The 16,761-nt window shown below is 62.8% G+C and carries 16 protein-coding genes; 7 read left to right on the forward strand and 9 right to left on the reverse strand.

Annotation, left to right across the window (positions count from 1 at the left end; genetic code table 11):
• Positions 1-32: 32 nt before the first annotated feature.
• The 4 genes from hemL to T5B8_RS04785 form a co-directional block, all read right to left on the reverse strand.
• On the reverse strand, positions 33-1,358 hold the full coding sequence (hemL, locus tag T5B8_RS04770; protein ID WP_353176717.1) for a glutamate-1-semialdehyde 2,1-aminomutase: 1,326 nt from the start codon (positions 1,356-1,358) through the stop codon (positions 33-35).
• 49 nt (positions 1,359-1,407) lie between these two features.
• Positions 1,408-2,025, reverse strand: coding sequence for a thiamine phosphate synthase (gene thiE / locus T5B8_RS04775; RefSeq protein WP_353176719.1), 618 nt, complete (start codon positions 2,023-2,025; stop codon positions 1,408-1,410).
• The gene (gene thiD, locus T5B8_RS04780) at positions 2,022-2,801 is read right to left on the reverse strand and encodes a bifunctional hydroxymethylpyrimidine kinase/phosphomethylpyrimidine kinase (protein WP_353176721.1); all 780 of its coding nucleotides are present in this window, start codon (positions 2,799-2,801) and stop codon (positions 2,022-2,024) included. The genes thiE and thiD overlap by 4 nt, the downstream gene beginning before the upstream one ends.
• 508 nt (positions 2,802-3,309) lie before the next feature.
• Complete coding sequence (locus T5B8_RS04785; protein ID WP_353176723.1) at positions 3,310-4,080, reverse strand: metallophosphoesterase; 771 nt, start codon at positions 4,078-4,080, stop codon at positions 3,310-3,312.
• A gap of 66 nt (positions 4,081-4,146) precedes the next feature.
• On the opposite strand from T5B8_RS04785, the gene T5B8_RS04790 reads away from it, so the two are divergent.
• Together T5B8_RS04790 and T5B8_RS04795 are read left to right on the forward strand one after the other, a co-directional pair.
• Positions 4,147-4,803, forward strand: a complete 657-nt coding sequence (locus T5B8_RS04790) for an O-methyltransferase (protein ID WP_353176725.1) — start codon at positions 4,147-4,149, stop codon at positions 4,801-4,803.
• Complete coding sequence (locus tag T5B8_RS04795; protein WP_353176727.1) at positions 4,800-5,402, forward strand: DUF938 domain-containing protein; 603 nt, start codon at positions 4,800-4,802, stop codon at positions 5,400-5,402. Before T5B8_RS04790 ends, T5B8_RS04795 begins: the two co-directional genes overlap by 4 nt.
• A gap of 121 nt (positions 5,403-5,523) precedes the next feature.
• Here the strand turns inward: T5B8_RS04795 and T5B8_RS04800 are convergent, their stop codons facing one another.
• The gene (locus T5B8_RS04800) at positions 5,524-6,477 is read right to left on the reverse strand and encodes a 2-hydroxyacid dehydrogenase (protein WP_353176729.1); all 954 of its coding nucleotides are present in this window, start codon (positions 6,475-6,477) and stop codon (positions 5,524-5,526) included.
• 202 nt (positions 6,478-6,679) lie between these two features.
• On the opposite strand from T5B8_RS04800, the gene T5B8_RS04805 reads away from it, so the two are divergent.
• On the forward strand, positions 6,680-7,168 hold the full coding sequence (locus tag T5B8_RS04805; RefSeq protein ID WP_353176730.1) for a MarR family winged helix-turn-helix transcriptional regulator: 489 nt from the start codon (positions 6,680-6,682) through the stop codon (positions 7,166-7,168).
• Between the two features lie 48 nt (positions 7,169-7,216).
• Here the strand turns inward: T5B8_RS04805 and metF are convergent, their stop codons facing one another.
• The 3 genes from metF to metK form a co-directional block, all read right to left on the reverse strand.
• On the reverse strand, positions 7,217-8,092 hold the full coding sequence (gene metF / locus T5B8_RS04810) for a methylenetetrahydrofolate reductase [NAD(P)H] (protein WP_353176731.1): 876 nt from the start codon (positions 8,090-8,092) through the stop codon (positions 7,217-7,219).
• A 130-nt stretch (positions 8,093-8,222) separates the two neighbouring features.
• Positions 8,223-9,644 carry an adenosylhomocysteinase gene (gene ahcY, locus T5B8_RS04815; RefSeq protein ID WP_353176733.1) on the reverse strand — a complete coding sequence of 474 codons (1,422 nt, stop codon included), beginning with the start codon at positions 9,642-9,644 and terminating at the stop codon, positions 8,223-8,225.
• A gap of 80 nt (positions 9,645-9,724) precedes the next feature.
• Entirely contained in the window at positions 9,725-10,900 is a 1,176-nt protein-coding gene (metK, locus tag T5B8_RS04820; RefSeq protein ID WP_353176735.1) for a methionine adenosyltransferase, read from the reverse strand.
• A 310-nt stretch (positions 10,901-11,210) separates the two neighbouring features.
• Between metK and T5B8_RS04825 the strand changes: the two genes are divergently transcribed.
• The 4 genes from T5B8_RS04825 (at position 11,211) to T5B8_RS04840 (ending at position 16,093) form a co-directional block, all read left to right on the forward strand.
• Entirely contained in the window at positions 11,211-12,098 is an 888-nt protein-coding gene (locus T5B8_RS04825) for an SDR family NAD(P)-dependent oxidoreductase (protein WP_353176737.1), read from the forward strand.
• Complete coding sequence (locus tag T5B8_RS04830) at positions 12,098-13,021, forward strand: ferritin-like domain-containing protein (protein WP_353176739.1); 924 nt, start codon at positions 12,098-12,100, stop codon at positions 13,019-13,021. Before T5B8_RS04825 ends, T5B8_RS04830 begins: the two co-directional genes overlap by 1 nt.
• Positions 13,018-14,577 carry a flavin-containing monooxygenase gene (locus tag T5B8_RS04835; RefSeq protein WP_353176741.1) on the forward strand — a complete coding sequence of 520 codons (1,560 nt, stop codon included), beginning with the start codon at positions 13,018-13,020 and terminating at the stop codon, positions 14,575-14,577. Before T5B8_RS04830 ends, T5B8_RS04835 begins: the two co-directional genes overlap by 4 nt.
• 247 nt (positions 14,578-14,824) lie before the next feature.
• The gene (locus tag T5B8_RS04840) at positions 14,825-16,093 is read left to right on the forward strand and encodes a GGDEF domain-containing protein (protein ID WP_353176743.1); all 1,269 of its coding nucleotides are present in this window, start codon (positions 14,825-14,827) and stop codon (positions 16,091-16,093) included.
• Positions 16,094-16,136: 43 nt separating this feature from the next.
• Here T5B8_RS04840 and T5B8_RS04845 read toward each other — a convergent pair whose 3' ends face one another.
• A complete protein-coding gene (locus tag T5B8_RS04845; RefSeq protein ID WP_353176745.1) occupies positions 16,137-16,751 on the reverse strand; it encodes a TetR/AcrR family transcriptional regulator in 615 nt (204 codons plus the stop codon).
• Positions 16,752-16,761 lie beyond the last annotated feature (10 nt).

The raw sequence follows: 16,761 nt of genomic DNA on the forward strand, positions 1-16,761 counted from the left end.
GTGTGCAGCCGTTACGTGCCCGCGCGGGGCGCTCAGCCGCGCGCGAGCAGTGCAAAGGCCGCGTCTGCGGCATCCAGGGTGCGCGCGATCGCGGTGTCGTCGTGGGCCTGGGAGATGAAGGCCGCTTCGAACGCCGAGGGCGCGAGATATACACCGTGATCGAGCATGGCATGAAAGAAGCGTGCAAAGGCCTGGGTATCGCAGGCCGCGACGTCGTCGAATCGGCTCACGCGCTCGGCATCGGTAAAGAACAGGCCGAACATCGCGCCCACGCGCTGGGTCAGCAACGGCACACCGTGGCGAGCGGCACGCTCGTCGAGGCCGGCCAGCAGCGTATCCAGCTGCGGCGCGATGGCTTCATGTACACCGCCGGCCTTGATGCGCGACAGGGTGGCAATGCCTGCCGCCATGCCCAGCGGATGGCCGCTGAGCGTGCCGGCCTGATAAACCGGGCCGGTGGGGGCCAGGGTTTGCATCACCTCGGCGCGGCCACCGACCGCGCCGACCGGCATGCCCCCGCCCACGATCTTGCCGAGCGCAGTGATATCCGGTGTGATGCCGTAATAGGCCTGGGCACAGCCGGCGTGTACACGAAAGCCGGTCATCACTTCGTCGAAGATCAGTAGCGCGCCGTGGCTGTCGCATAGTTCGCGCAGCCCTTCGAGAAAGCCCTCGACTGGCGGCACGCAGTTCATGTTGCCGGCCACCGGTTCGACCATGACGCAGGCGATTTCCTGGCCGTGGGTTTCGAAGGCCTGGACGACCGAATCCAGGTCGTTATAGGTCGCCGAGAGCGTATCCGCGACCACCGCTTCCGGTACGCCGGGCGAGCCGGGAATGCCGAGGGTGAGCGCGCCCGAGCCGGCGTCGACGAGCAGGGCATCCACATGGCCGTGGTAGTTGCCCTTGAACTTGAGAATCTTGTTGCGTCCGGTATAGCCACGCGCCAGACGCAGGGCGGTCATCGATGCTTCCGTGCCGGAGTTGACCATGCGTACCGATTCGATCGAATCGACCATGGAACACACCAGCTCGGCGAGTTCGGTTTCCAGACCCGTGGGCGCCCCGAAGGACAGGCCCTTGGCCGCCTGCTGCTGGACAGCCGAAACCACGTCCGGGTGGGCATGACCGAGAATCATGGGCCCGAACGAGCCGACATAGTCGACATATTCATTGCCGTCGACATCGTAGATATAGGCGCCTTCGGCGCGGTCGATGAACGCGGGTGTGCCGCCCACGCCCGCGAATGCACGCACGGGCGAATTCACGCCGCCCGGCGTGACACGGGCCGCGCGTTCGAACCACTGTGCCGAACGCGGGCCGGGGCGCTGCCATTGTGGGTTCTCGGATGCGCTCATCGAAAAATACTCCTGCAAAAAGACAAAAAAGAATACCTGCGCCGGGGTGCTAGTCGGCGCGCTCGAACAGGGCCGACAGTTCGCGGGCTGCCGCGCCGCTGTCGGCTGCGTGAAACAGGGCCGCCGACACCGCGATCAGGTCGGCGCCGGCGGCGATGACCGTGGCCGCGTTATTGGCGTCGATGCCGCCGATCGCTACCACCGGTACGCCCAGCGCGCGGGCCTGGCCGAGTACCCGGGTATCGGCCGCCGGTGCGTCGGGTTTGGTGCGCGAGGTGAAAAAACGCCCGAAGCTGACATAGCTCGCGCCCTGTTCGATACCGGTATAGGCATGGGCGAGCTCGCCGGAGCAGCTCACCCCGATCAGCGCGTCGTCGCCGAGGGCGGCCCGCGCATGGGCGATACTGCCGTCGCTCTGGCCCATATGCACGCCATCGGCCGCGACCGCCTGGGCCAGGCGCCAGTCGTCATTGACGATCAGTTTGCTGTCGTAGGCGCGGGTGAGGCTGCGCAGTTCGCCGAGCAACGCGGCATCGGCACCGCTTGTGCGCTTGTCGCGATACTGTAGCCAGCACGCGCCGCCTGCCAGTACGGCCTCGACCCGGTCCAGCGCATCGTGTTCGAGCGTGGTGCGATCGTAGATGGCATAGAGCCCGCGTGCGTTCACGAGGAAAAAGCCGTGGTACGTGCGGGCAGCCGCTGGCCGCGACCGGCCGCAAAGGCGCGATTGAGTGTCTGCCAAGTGTAATGCTGAGCTTGCTCAAAGGCGTCACCGACATCGCGCCCGAGCGCGATCTGTGCGGCGATCGCGCTGGCCAGCGTACAGCCCGAGCCATGAAATACCCCGTCCAGGCGCGGCCACTCGTAGCGCTGTCCCGGTTGCCCGTCGCTGTAGCGGCGGTTGATGACCTGCGGGCCCGCTTCGTCGCCGCCGGTGATCAGTACATGTTGCGTGCGCTGGCTCAGCGCCACGCCGCAACGCTCGAGATCGGAGTCGCCGTCGCACAGCGCCCGGGCTTCGCGCGCATTGGGCGTGATCGCCGTCGCGCGCTCGAACAGCTGCGCGCGCAAAGCCTGGCCAACGCTATCGTTGGCCAGGGTGCCGCCGCCGGCGGCGACCAGAACCGGGTCGATGATCAAAGGCACGTCGGGCAGCTGCTTGAGCCGATCGGCAATGATTGCGACGTGCTCGCGACTGGCAATCACCCCCAGCTTGATGGCTGCGAACGACATGTCGGCGAGGGCGGTATCCAGACAGCGGGCAAAAAAGTCCGTGGTCACCGGCTCGACGCCGTACACATTGGTCGTGTCCTGACAGGTGAGCAGGCTGATCACCGTGGCCGCATGTGCGCCCTGGGCAGCGACGGATTCGATGTCGGCCTGAATGCCGGCGCCGCCGCTCGGATCGTGCCCGGCAATCACCAGGATATTGGGTCGTCTCATGGCGCGGAGTCTAACATCTGCGATCCGGGCGCCGGTGTCTTATACACAGTGTTCAGGGGCCGGTTTTCGAGGGTTATCGAAATTTTTTTGTCCGTCGAACTACGAAATCGCGGGCTATGTATAAGTATCTGATTATAAATAACTGTTGCGGTATGGTTACAAAATCGCCGGTTTGGCGAAACCGTTGAGAACACGCCGCTTAAGCGCGGTTGTCGAAACAGTTTCCACAGAGTTATCCACAGCCGCTGTGTATTTCTGTGCTTTCGCGTTTTTGCTCAAGCGTTTAGCGAAAAAAGTTGAGAATCTGTCTGCTCGAGGAGGCGGGTTATGCACAGTGTCAACCCGGTTGTGGTTCGGGTAGCGGTTTGTTATGACGTACTGCGTCACGTTCGAATAATATCTAACGTTATGAATTTAAAAGATAAATTCGAAAAGTGCCAGAAAGGGTCGGGCTAGGCGCAACGGCTTTCGAGCCCGTGCGCTGCGGCCCCCCATTTTGTCCCCAGAGTTATCCACAGCCGTGGTCGCGCCACGGCACGCGTTCGACTGTGCTGGCAACCCCCTGATTGGCCGAAAGCTGAATAGATCGGTAGCCGGGAGCGCGCCGGTCATCCTGCGCAAAACAACGCGCGCCGGGCGCAAACTGGCGCATCGTGCTGGGCGTGACCAGACAGGCGCGCCCGGCGAAATCGAGGGCGGCGGCCTGGTGCGCATGCCCGCACAGCAGCGCGTGTACCTGGGGGTGGCGTTCTATCACGCCAGCGAGCCGGTCGCGATCGCGCAGACCGATGGCATCGATCCAGGCGGCGCCCACATCGGCCGGGGGGTGGTGCAGGCATAACAGTGTCGGCGCATCGCTTTCGGCGAGCCAGCCATCCAGGCGCGCGATCTGGGTTTCCCCGAGTTCGCCCGCATCGCTGCCGGCAAGATGGCCATCGAGGGCGATCAGCTGCCACTCGCCGACCTGCAGGCGTTCGTGCACCACGGCGTGTACAAGCGTTTGTGCCATGCGGTGCGGGTCGTCGTGGTTACCGGCCATCGCCAGTACCGGGCAGGGCAGGCCGGCCAGCGTGGCATCGAGTCGTTGATAGCCGGCCAGGCTTCCATCGTCGACCAGATCGCCGCCGAGCACGATTGCATCCGGGGCGGGGGTGCGTTCCAGTGCTGCCGCCAATACGCGCTGGAACGCCTGCTCGACCGGCCAGCCATGCAGCAGCTGGCCGGCATCGGCGCATAGATGCAGATCGGTGATATGAAGGATTTGATAGGTTGCGCGCATACGCCAGCTCGGTGGGCTCGGCGTTATGCTGCCACGACCGGCTGTGAACACGACAATGACGATGCCATGGAAAAGTCCACGATCGATACCGAACTCCTCGCTTATCTGCGCCATGTGAGTCTGCGCGAAACCGAGATCATGCAGGCCAATCGGCGGACCACTGCGCAGCAGGCCGACGCCAACCTGCAGATCAACCCGGAACAGGGCCAGCTGATCGCTTTATTGCTGCAACTCGCGGGCGCGCGCCGCGGGATCGAGATCGGCGTGTATGCCGGCTATTCAAGTCTGTGGATCGCCCAGAGCCTGCCGGCCGATGGACGTCTGCTGGCCTGCGACAAGGACCCCGATATCACCGAGCGCGCCCGTCGCGACTGGGCAGCAGCCGGGCTGGCGGATCGCATCGAACTCAAGCTCGGCGATGCGCTGGCCACGCTGGACGCCGAGATCGCGGCCGGCATGGCCGGCGCCTACGACTTCGTTTTCATCGATGCCGACAAGACCGGGTATATCGACTATTACGAGCGTGGTCTGGCGCTGGTGCAGGCCGGCGGGCTGATCATTGCCGATAACACGCTCTGGCATGGCCGCGTGATCGATGCCGACGATCACAGCAACGATACCCAGGCGATCCGCGCATTCAATCAGCATGTACACCGAGATGAGCGCGTGGATATGAGCCTGGTGCCCATTGGTGACGGGCTCACCGTGGCGCGCAAACGATGAACGCGCGTATTGGCGATAACAGCGCGGCCGAGCGCAACAAGCGCCCGATCTTCGATGCGCTGGTCGAACATCTGGCAGACGCACGCCATGTACTCGAGGTGGGCGCGGGCGATGCCACCCATGCCCGCCATGCCCTGGAGCGCCTGCGTGATTGCATATGGCAGACCAGCGAAGCGCCGGGACATTACCGGCGCTTGGTGGCAGCCCTGGCCGATCGGCCTGAACCGCGGCTGCCGCGACCGCTGAGCCTGGACGTACGCGGCCAATGGCCGGCCGGGCCGTTCGATGCGGTCTTCGGTGCCAATGTCGCCCACATCATGGACTGGGCCGCGGTCGAGGCTCTGTTTGCGGGCGCGGCGCGTGTATTGCGTCGCGATGGCCGACTGTGTCTTTACGGGCCGTTTCTGCGCCGCGGCGAGCAGCCCGAGCCGGGCAACGCCGCCTTCGACTCGGCCCTGCGTGATCGCGATCCGGCCATGGGCCTGCGCGAAATCGAAGCGCTGGATGGCCTGGGCGAACCGCTGGGGTTGATACGGGTCGCCGATATCGCCATGCCGCGCGACAACCGGCTTTTGATCTGGCAACAGCGGGGCCGCTAGGCCACAACTCGCGCGGGCGGCGTAAGGCGTAGCGCAGCGTGCAACCCGCACGCTACGCCCACCTGTGTTTGCCACGGGCAAAGCACACCGGCGCGATTACGACCGGTTGTGCAGAGATTTCCTAATTGACCTGATTGCGAATATCGCCCGCCAGGAAGGCCTCGATATTGTTGGCCACGCCGGCGAGCATGCGCTGGCGCGCGCCGCGGCTGCCCCAGGCGGTATGGGGGGTCACGATCAGATTGGGCACGCCCGGATCGAGCAGGGGATGGTCGGCCGGCGGTGGCTCCTGATCGAGTACGTCCAGCGCCGCGCCGGCGATGTCCCCGGCCTCGAGTGCGGCAATCAACGCCTGACTGTCGACGATCGCGCCGCGGGCGGTATTGATCAGAAAGGCGCTGCGCTTCATGCGCTTGAGCGCATCGGCATCGATGAGATGGCGCGTTTCGTCGGTCAGCGGGCAGTGCAGGCTGACCATGTCGGCGCGCTCAAGCAGTTCCTCGACGGCCACGCGCCCGGGGCGGATTTCGCGTGCGCCCGGGCGCTCTCCCACCAGCACGGTCATGCCGAAGGCTTCGGCAAGGCGGGCCACGGCCTGGCCGAGTTCACCGTGGCCGATCAGCCCCAGCGTCTGGCCCGCCAGCTCTTCGATCGGATAGTCGAGAAGGCAGAAGAATTCACCGGCTGCCCAGTCGCCGCGCTTGACGGCGGCGTCGTAGCTTGCCCAGCGGGTTGCATGGGCGAGCATCAACGCAAGCACGTGCTGGGAGACGGCTGGCGTGGCATAGCCGGTCACGTTGACCACCGGAATACCGCAGCGCGCGGCGGCCTGGGTATCGATATTATTGAAGCCGGTCGCGGCCACACAGATGAGTTTGAGATCGCTTGCCGCCTCAAGCGTTACGGCGTCGAGTACCACCTTGTTGGTGATCACGATATCCATGCCGGCAATACGTGCACCGACCTCATCACTGTTAGTGTTGTGATACCACTGCCAGTCGTCGATGACTGTGTTCAGTGGCTGCCAGTCGAGCCCATCACCCATCGAACCCGCGTCCAGAAAACAGCCGCGCATCGCAACTCCTTCATTCCGATATACAATGCGAAAGGGTAACCGAGGTGCGATACGCGTGTACGGCCGTAGCCAATTTTTCTCGGACAACGACGAATCGTTGTGAGTAAAATGCGGTTTTACATCTATCGTGTAAGATGCATATGTTCGCGCCAGAAGCGCGATTGATTTCCATCGGGTTCTCAACCAAAGGCTGAAGAATCACATGATCCGCAGGACAGAACAGCAAGACGAAACGTTGGGTAATCACCTGCCCACGACCTGCCCATCCGTGGAAGCGCTGGAATATGAACTCGCCTTTCTGGTGCGTCGTCTGGAAGCCGCTCGGCGGCGTTTCAATTTCGGTCTCGAACGGGCTCACTATCTGCTTTTGATCCTGCTCGAACGCAAGGATCGACAATCGGTGGGCGCGCTGGCCGAACAGGTCAATCTCGATGCCTCGACGGTCACCCGTCAGGTGGCTGCGATGAAGCAGGCGGGCCTGGTCGACAAGCTGGACAACCCGGATGACCGGCGCGGTGGCTTTGTCACCATTACCGAAGCCGGACGGGATGCGGCCGCGCGCGTACGCGACCGGCGTCTGGAACGGGTAGAGAAAGGCTTTCACGACTGGACCGAGGCCGAGCGCAAGGAGTTTGCGCACCTGACGGCCCGATTCAACGATGCCATGCGCGACGAGCTCAACGAGGCATAGCTTAGAAGGCGGTGTTGTGACCGCCTACGCGAGGCATGCCGGGCCGGGCTAACCGGCCTGGACGGCGCGGCTTTCGGCTGTGGGCAGGCCCAGATCCTGCCATAGATCCGTTGTCGGCTGTGCCTTGTTGAGGCTGTAGAAGTGCAACCCCGGCGCGCCGCCGGCGAGTAATTGTTCGCACATGCGTGCAACCACTTCGCGCCCGAAGGCCTGGACCGAGGCCAGATCGTCGCCATAGCCTTCCATCTTCTGGCGAATCCAACGCGGGATATCGGCACCGCACATCGCCGAAAAGCGCGAAACCTGACCGAAATCGGTGATCGGCATGATGCCGGGCACGATCGGGATATCCACGCCCTGGGCGCTTACTTCCTCGACGAAATTGAAGTAGGCATCGGCATTGTAGAAATACTGCGTCATCGCCGAATCCGCACCGGCGCGCACCTTGCGCACGAAGTTCTCGACGTCGGCCGCCGGCGAGGGCGCTTGCGGATGGTATTCCGGATAGCAGCCCACCTCGATATGAAAATCATCGCCGTGGCGCTGCTTGATATGGGCGACCAGTTCGTTGGCGTAGCTGAACACCCCCGGCTGATCCATGCCGTCGGGTAGATCGCCACGCAGCGCGACGATACGCTCGACACCGGCTGCCTTGTAGCTGTCCAGCAGTTCGTTGATCGAGGTATGCGTACCCTCGATACAGGACAAATGCGGCGCGGCCGGGATGCCGGTGGCCTGCATCGTACGTGTAACTGTTTCCAGCGTGCCGGATCGGGTCGTGCCACCCGCACCGAAGGTGACTGAAAAGAAATCCGGGGCCAGGGTGGCCAGTCGCGCACGTGCCTTGTCCAGCCGGGCGGCGCCTTTCGGGCCCTTGGGCGGGAAGAATTCGATGCTGAAGGAGTTCTGCGATACGTGCGTCATGCCGATACGTCCACTGTCGATGCGCGCTGCGTCAGCCGCGGCCTAAAAGGCGGGAACATGAAAAGACCCGGCCCGCGTGCAAAACGGGCCGGGTCTGTCGTTGGCCCGGGTCTGGCGGCTCGCGGGCGTTTTAGTAGCGGTAGTGATCCGGCTTGTACGGGCCGTCGACCGGTACGCCGAGATAGTCCGCCTGTTCCTTGGTGAGCTTGGTGAGCTTGGCGTTCACGCGGGCCAGATGCAGGCTCGCCACTTTTTCGTCCAGGTGCTTGGGCAGCACATAGACCTTGTTCTCGTAGCGATCGCGATGGTTCCAGAGCTCGATCTGGGCCAGCACCTGGTTGGTGAAGGAGTTCGACATCACGTAGCTCGGGTGGCCGGTGGCACAGCCGAGGTTCACCAGCCGGCCTTCGGCCAGCAGGATGATCTTCTTGCCGTCGGGGAAGGTGATGTGATCGACCTGCGGCTTGATCTCTTCCCACTCGTACTGTTCGAGCGCGGCCACGTCGATCTCGTTGTCGAAGTGACCGATGTTGCACACGATCGCTTCGTTTTTCATGCGCTTCAGGTGATCGTGGTTGATCACGTGATAGTTGCCGGTGGCGGTCACGAAGATATCGGCCTGTTCGACCACGCCCGGATCTTCCAGATCCACCACGCGCAGGCCTTCCATGGCAGCCTGCAGGGCGTTGATCGGGTCGATCTCGGTGACACAGACGGTCGCACCCAGACCACGCAGCGACTGCACGCTGCCCTTGCCGACATCGCCGTAGCCGCAGACGATGGCGACCTTGCCGGCCACCATCACGTCGGTGGCGCGCTTGATGCCGTCGACCAGCGATTCACGACAGCCGTAGAGGTTGTCGAACTTGGACTTGGTGACCGAGTCGTTGACGTTGATCGCCGGGAAGGTCAGGCCGCCTTCCTTGGCCAGGTGATACAGACGATGCACGCCGGTGGTGGTCTCTTCGGAAACGCCGGTGATCGCGTCGCCGAGCTTGGTATAGAAATCGGGCTGTTCGGCAAGGCGCTTCTTCATCACCTTGAACAGCGCTTTTTCCTCGTTGGAGCCCGGGTTGTCCAGCAGCGACGGATCCTGGGTCGCTTTCACGCCGAAGGTGGCCAGCGTTGTCGCATCGCCGCCGTCGTCGAGGATCAGGTTCGGCAGGCCGCCGTCATGCCAATCCATGATCGCGTGGCAGTATTCCCAGTACTCTTCGGCCGATTCGCCCTTGTAGGCATACACCGGTACGCCGGATTCGGCGATCGCGGCCGCGGCGTGATCCTGGGTCGAGAACACGTTGCAGGAGGCCCAGCGCACTTCCGCGCCGAGGGCGACCAGTGTTTCGATCAGCACGGCCGTCTGAATGGTCATATGCAGCGAGCCGGCGATACGCGCGCCCTTGAGCGGCTGTGACTCGCCGAATTCCTCGCGCAGGGCGACCAGCCCCGGCATTTCGGTTTCGGCGATTTCGATCTCGCGCCGGCCCCAGGGGGCGAGCGAGATATCGGCGACGATATAGTCCTGATCGATCTTTTCGGCAGGCGTACTCATGATTGAATCCTTGCGTCGTGAAACGGGGTGACGAGCGACGCCGTTCTGGCAGATATGCCGCCCGTTCGTGTTCGTCGGTTTTAGGCGGCCTGCAGCCCGGCATCCTTTGCCAGCGCCTCGGCCTTGTCGGTGCGCTCCCAGGGCAGGTCCACGTCTTCGCGGCCGAAGTGGCCATAGGCTGCGGTCGGCGCATAGATCGGGCGCTGCAGATCCAGCATGGTCAGAATGCCGTAGGGGCGAAGATCGAAATGTTCGCGAATCAGCCGGGTGAGCTTTTCGTCCTCGACCTTGCCGGTACCGAAGGTCTCGACCCAGATCGAGGTTGGCTCGGCCACGCCGATCGCGTATGACAGCGCGACTTCGCATTTCGACGCCAGGCCGGCCTTGACCACATTCTTGGCCACATAGCGGGCCGCGTACGCGGCCGACCGATCGACCTTGGACGGGTCCTTGCCCGAAAAGGCGCCGCCGCCGTGGCGGGCCATGCCACCATAGGTGTCTACGATGATCTTGCGCCCGGTCAGCCCGGCGTCGCCGAGCGGGCCGCCGACTTCGAACTTGCCGGTCGGGTTGATATGGATCGTGGGGTTGTCGGTCAGCCACTCACCGATCACCGGCTTGATGATCTCTTCGTGCACGGCAGCCTTGAGATCGTCCTGCGAGATGCCTGGATCGTGCTGGGTCGACAGCACCACCGCATTGATCGCGATCGGCTTGCCGTTCTCGTATTCGAAGGTTACCTGGGACTTGGCGTCCGGACGCAGCCAGTCCAGCTTGCCGGATTTCATCAGCTCGGACTGACGCCGGGCCAGACGATGCGCATAAGTGATCGGGGCCGGCATGAGCACGTCGGTTTCGTCGCAGGCATAGCCGAACATCAGGCCCTGATCGCCCGCGCCCTGTTGTTTCGGGTCGCCGCGGTCCACGCCCTGATTGATGTCGGCCGACTGTTCGCCGAGCACGTTCATCACGGCACAGGTATCCGCATCGAAGCCCATGTCGGAGCTGGTGTAGCCGATGCTGCGTACGGTATCGCGCACGATCTTTTCGACCGGCACGTTCACGTTCTTCTTTTCGTCGGTCTTGATTTCGCCGAAGACCATGACGAGGCCGGTCTTGGTCGCGGTCTCGCAGGCCACCTTGGCGGTGGGATCCTGGGCGAGATAAGCGTCCAGAATCGCATCCGACACCTGATCGGCCAGCTTGTCGGGATGGCCGCCCGTGACGGATTCGGAAGTGAACAGGTATCGGCTCATAAGACGTTATCTCTCTATCCGGATGAACGGATAGAAGTATACGTAAGAGCCTTTTGAGTTTCCATCGTGATGATGCGCTGCGCACGGTTTTCGTGGCGCTTATTCGCCTGGCGAACGGGATGGCGATGGCGCACGTCTACGGCCCCAGTTGCCCACCCGGCGCGGGGTGTGGGCCGACATCGCAGCGGGTTCGATAGCGCAGGCGGCTTGTTTCGCATCGTTTTTCGTTTCGATTGCGATCTTTCCCGGCACTGTGTAACGTGACATCAAACAATGTCACAGTATAAAAAGGCAGATAGCCGAGGCCGTTATGTTTCGTTCCAATAGAGTTACCCGCAACGCCAACGCCGTCATCACCGGGGCCGGCAGCGGTATCGGTCGTGCGTTCGCGCTCGAGCTGGCCGCGCGCGGCGGCGCGATCGTGTGTTCCGATATCGACGAAGCCCAGGCGCAGGCCACCGTCGAGCGTATCGTAGCGGCGGGCGGTAAAGCGCTGGCCGTATGCTGCGACGTGACCCAGCTCGCGGATGTCCAGGCGCTGGCGCAAACCAGCGAAGACTGGTTCGGCGGCCCGGCCGATCTGGTGATCAACAACGCCGGTGTCGGCGCCGGCGGGCATCGCATCGGCGATATGACCCTGGCCGATTGGCGCTGGGTGCTCGACATCAATATGTGGGGCGTCATTCACGGCTGCCACGTATTCGCGCCGCGGCTGCGCGCCGCCGGGCGCGGCGGGCTGATCAACGTTGCATCCACGGCCAGTTTTGCCGCGGCGCCGCGTATGGGCGCCTATAACGCCAGCAAGGCAGCGGTGCTGGCAGTCACCGAAACACTCGCGGCCGAACTGGCCGACACCTCGGTTCATGTGTGTGCGCTGTGCCCGACGTTCGTACAGACCAACATCATGAAGGCCGGGCGTATCAGCCCAGCCTCTTCGAAATTCGCCGACAACCTCATGCGCTGGGCCGGGGTCTCGCCGGAGAGTGTCGTCAAGAGCGCGCTCGCCGGGCTGGATCGCCGTCAGCTCTATGTATTGCCGCAGTTCGACGCCCGGCTGGTATGGCGGCTCAAGCGGCTGTTGCCGTCGAGCTATACCAAGGGCGCCGGTTTTATCGATCGGTTCGCGGCCAACGACATGCCCGAAACGAATCACGCCACGGATAGCGAATCCACGCGTTCGCGTACAGGAGCAATGTAATGGATATTGATCTCGTAAAGATGCTGGCCAAGGTCAAGGCCAGCCAATGGGCGCTGGCCGATATCGACTGGGAGGCGCCCGGCGCGGAACTCATTACCGATGAACAATGGCCCAAGCTCAAGGCCTTCATGTCCGATCTGATGTGGATCGAGCACGTGGGTGCGCGCGGCTTTGCCGCCATGGCGCGCAAGGCCGAAGACCCGGTGCTCAAGGAAATGTATACCTACTTTCATGCCGAGGAGCAGCGCCACGCCAATGCCGAAATGGCGCTGATGCGCCGCTGGGGCATGCTCGAAGAAGACGAAATCCCGCTGCCGAATATCAATCTACGCCTGGTGATCGACTGGCTCGATACCCAGTCCGACCGGATGCCGCTGGAAGTACTTGGCTCGGTCATTCCCATGCTGGAAGTCGCCCTCGACGGCGCGCTGTGTACCTTTTTGCTCGAACAGGTTGACGATCCGGTTTGTCACGATGCCTTCAAGCGCATTAACGACGATGAATCCCGTCACCTCGGCGTGGGCTTTCATGTGCTCGAGATGCAGGGTCACGGCAAGGCCTATCGCCTGGGCCTCAATTTCCTGGGCACCGTGCTCAATCCGCGCCTGATCGTCGGTATCGCCACCTATCTGCCGCTGCTGTCACGTATGCGCGACAACGTGGCGGCCATGGGCCTGCCGGAAGAAAAGCTCTACAAGGCCATGAAGAAATATGAGCGCATCGGCGGGCGTACCGAAGACGGACGGCGTAACCCCTGGTTTCAGCTGATCAGCCGTCATGGCCGGCTGGTGGTCGATCGCGGCAACAAGCTCTATCACGTGCCGGTCGATGCCATGGTGCGGCTCACCGATTTCTACCCGCGTGCGTTGCTGCGGCCGGTGCCGAGCTGGGTCAAGGAACTCACCTACAAGACCGCGGCATGAGTGCGGTCAACGGTCACGCGGCGCCGGGACAGGCCAAGGCCGCGCGCAAGACACCCGCGAAACGTAAAACGCCCGTGCTGGATGTCGCGATTATCGGCGCCGGTTTTTCCGGCCTGGGTACCGCGATCCGCCTGCGCGAGCAGGGCATTACCGATATCGCTATCCTCGAGCGCGGCGACGAGGTCGGCGGCACCTGGCGGGACAACACCTATCCGGGCGCGGCCTGCGATATTCCGTCCAACCTGTATTCGTTCTCCTTCGCCCAGAATCCGAACTGGTCGCGCGGCTATTCGGGTAGCGCGGAAATACTCGACTATATCCACCACCTGGTCGACCGCTTCGAGCTGCGTGCCTTGATGCGCTTCAAGCACAGGGTGACCGGCTTGAAGTTCGACCAGGCCCGCGGCATCTGGACGATCCAGATCGCCGGCAAGAAGAACGTCTACGCCCGATGTGTGGTGTCGGCCCAGGGCCCGCTGGCCAATCCGGCGCTACCCGATATCCCCGGTATGGACACCTTCGGCGGCAAGACGATTCACAGCGCACGCTGGGACCATGACTACGACTTCGCCGGCAAGCGCGTCGCCGTCATCGGCACCGGCGCCAGTGCGATCCAGATCGTACCGGCGCTGGCCGAGCAGGTGGATTTCCTCAAGGTCTTCCAGCGCACGCCGGCCTGGATTCTGCCGCGGCCGGATTATGCCGCGCCCGACTGGAACAAGACACTCTTCGAAAAGCTGCCCGTCAGCCAGACCGTGTTTCGCAACGCGCTGTTCTATGCGCACGAAGCAATGGCCACCGGCGTGATCTGGAATACGCCGGTCACACGTGTGCTCGAAGGCGTGGCCAAGGCGTTTCTGCGTCATCAGGTGCCGGATGCCTGGGTGCGCCGCCAGCTCACGCCGCAATATCGGATTGGCTGCAAGCGTCTGCTCGTTTCCAACGACTACTACCCGGCGCTCATGCGCGACAACGTCAAGCTCTATACCTGGCCGATCGACAAGATCTGCGAGAAGGGCATTCGCACCGCCGAAGGCATCGAACACCAGGTGGATTGCATCGTCTTTGCCACCGGCTTTGCCGTGCCCAAGGCGGCCGCGCCGTTCCCGATTACCGGCGTGGACGGCCGCCGGCTCGACGACGAATGGGCGCGTGGTGCCATGGCCTATAAGAGTGTGAACGTCGCCGGCTACCCGAACCTGTTCATGACGCTCGGCCCCAACTCCGGGCCCGGCCACAATTCGGCGCTGGCTTATATGGAGCCGCAGATCGACTACATCGTGCAGGGCATCCAGACGATCCTGGAATACGACCTGCGCGCCCTCGATGTACGCGAAGACGCCCAGGCCCAACACAACGCCGAACTGCAGAAACGTCTGGCCAAGACCAACTGGAACTCCGGGTGCTCGAGCTGGTATCTCACCGAAGACGGCTTCAACGCCACCATGTATCCCGGCTTCGCCACCCAGTACAAAAAACAGATGGCCCGTTTCGTGAACGAGGATTACCGGGCGATTCGCTATGAGCCGGCGTTTTCACGAACCGTTGATGCGTGATTGCTCGAAGGTCGTGTCCATGTCGACACATGCACGCTTTTAAACGCAAAAACTCATCGATCGTGGAAATACGCAGGGCCGACGAAATATAACGCCCCGCTGCACAATCGAAACGGAGGTCGCGTGTCTTCGTGTTCACTTGCGGACTCCGGCCCGCCTGAGTGCCGCCCACTGCATGGCGGATATCAAACCTGAGCCGTTATAGTCCAAAAAAAGGGGCGTTTCGATTTGGGCGAGGAGTTGCGCCGTGGCGAATAAGGGCAGCAAAGATCGTTCGGGCGCAGACTGGGGCCGTCTGGGATCGGAACTGGTTTTTCGTTGGGATGCCGGCTTCGGCCTGTGCTTCGAGCCGGCTGTCGAGCGCGAATTCGAGCGCGCCACCGCGTCGTCGCGCAGAAGAACGATTTTTCGTATTGGCTTGCTGCAGTTGGTTTTCATGGAACTGGCCGTGGTGGGCTTCTACTTTCTACTGCCCACCGAGACGACGCTAATCGCGCTTTATTTCGGTGTGCTCAACCTCTACGCCGTCGTGTTGCATCTGATCCTGCGGGCACGGCCGCGCGCTTTCATACGCGAAGCCTCGATCATGCTCAGCGTGCCACTGTGGGTGTTCATGGCGCAGCTGCTGGCCCTGGCGGCGCACGACCCGGCAGATTTCTGGGCGATCCAGGTGCCTATTGCGCTCCAGCCGTTTCTGTTGGCGACCGCGATACAGTCACGGTTTTCCTTTTGTCTGTGCGGCTGTGGTTTGATCTTTCTCTGTGTTGTCGTCAGCACGGCGTTGTTCAGCCCACTGAGCTGGGCGGAGCAGTTCTGGATCTGGTTGATTCAGTGCGTGACGATTGCCTATTCCCTGTTTGCGGCCTGGAAACTGGAGGCCCGCGAAAGGGGCTATTTTCTGGCGATTCGACGGGAGAAGGTCCGGGCTCAGGAACTGGACGTTGCCAATGCCCGACTCGCGGAACTGTCGCTGACCGACGGTCTGACCGGGATCGCCAATCGACGTGGCGTCGAGCGCTTTTTCGAAGGCACAGGCGCGACACAAGGCGTTGGCCTCATCATGATCGATGTCGATTACTTCAAGCACTATAACGACCACTACGGCCATTTGGCCGGGGACCACTGTCTGCGTGAGATCGCCCATATGCTGGCGGCGCATGTGCGGCAAGGCGTGGATATGGTCGCTCGCTGGGGCGGCGAAGAATTCGTCATGATCCTGAGCACCGACGAGCCGGATCGGTGTATCGATACCGCGCGTCGCCTTTGTCAGGCCGCCCGTAATCTCGCTATCCCGCACCCCTGTTCGCGCATCGCGCCGGTGGTGACGATCTCGGCCGGCGTCGTTCATAGCCCGGCCGGCGAGAACGTACCGCTGCCGCTGCTTTTTCGGCGCGCAGATGAAGCGCTGTATGCCGCCAAGGGCGCAGGGCGCAATCGCGCGCTCGCGGGTGGGGAGGCGCGAGTCGGCCCCCAAAAGATGAGCGCGGTTCGACGTCATTCTCAGGTCGGCAACTAAGCGTGAGCGCCTGCCGCACAGCCACTGTCTGCGCCCACGTCAATCAGGGCTTGGCGATCGCCCGCCAGAGCATGTCGAACAGTACGTTCACCTGATCGGTCAGCGGCGGTTCCTGCTGACGCAGGCTCTGCATCTGGATCAGGCGGGCGAGCACGCCGTAGAAGTAGTCGAGCAGGATGGCTTCGCTGACCTGGTCGTTGAGAATGCCGCGTTCGCGGCCTTCGGCGAGCACTTCCAGAAACATGTTGGTGAGCTGGCGTTGCTGGTCGGTGACGTCGTAACGCATCGCACCCGGGTACACCGAGCCCAGGATCATGCGCGCGACCTTCGGGTTCTGTTCAAAGAAGTCGAGCACCACCCAGAACACCTTGCGCAGTCGATCCTTGTAGGTCTCGATGCCGGCGAGGTGGTCGGTCATACGCGCGGCCAGCGCGTTCGCCCATTTCAGCACGCAGGCATCGAGCAGCGCCTGCTTGTCGCCATAGTGGCGATAGATCGTCTGCAGCGACGCGCGCGCTGTGCGCGCGATTTCGTCCAGGCGCACCTCGTGAAACGCGCGTTCGGCGAACAGATCCAGCGCAGCCTCCTCTATTCGTGCCCGGGCGGCCGTACCGGGTGCTCGACCATGACTATTCGAACGGGGCAATGAATCGCGCATCAATCGAGGC

Origin of the sequence: Salinisphaera sp. T5B8 (genome assembly GCF_040361255.1) — a bacterium.
Lineage (GTDB): Bacteria > Pseudomonadota > Gammaproteobacteria > Nevskiales > Salinisphaeraceae > Salinisphaera.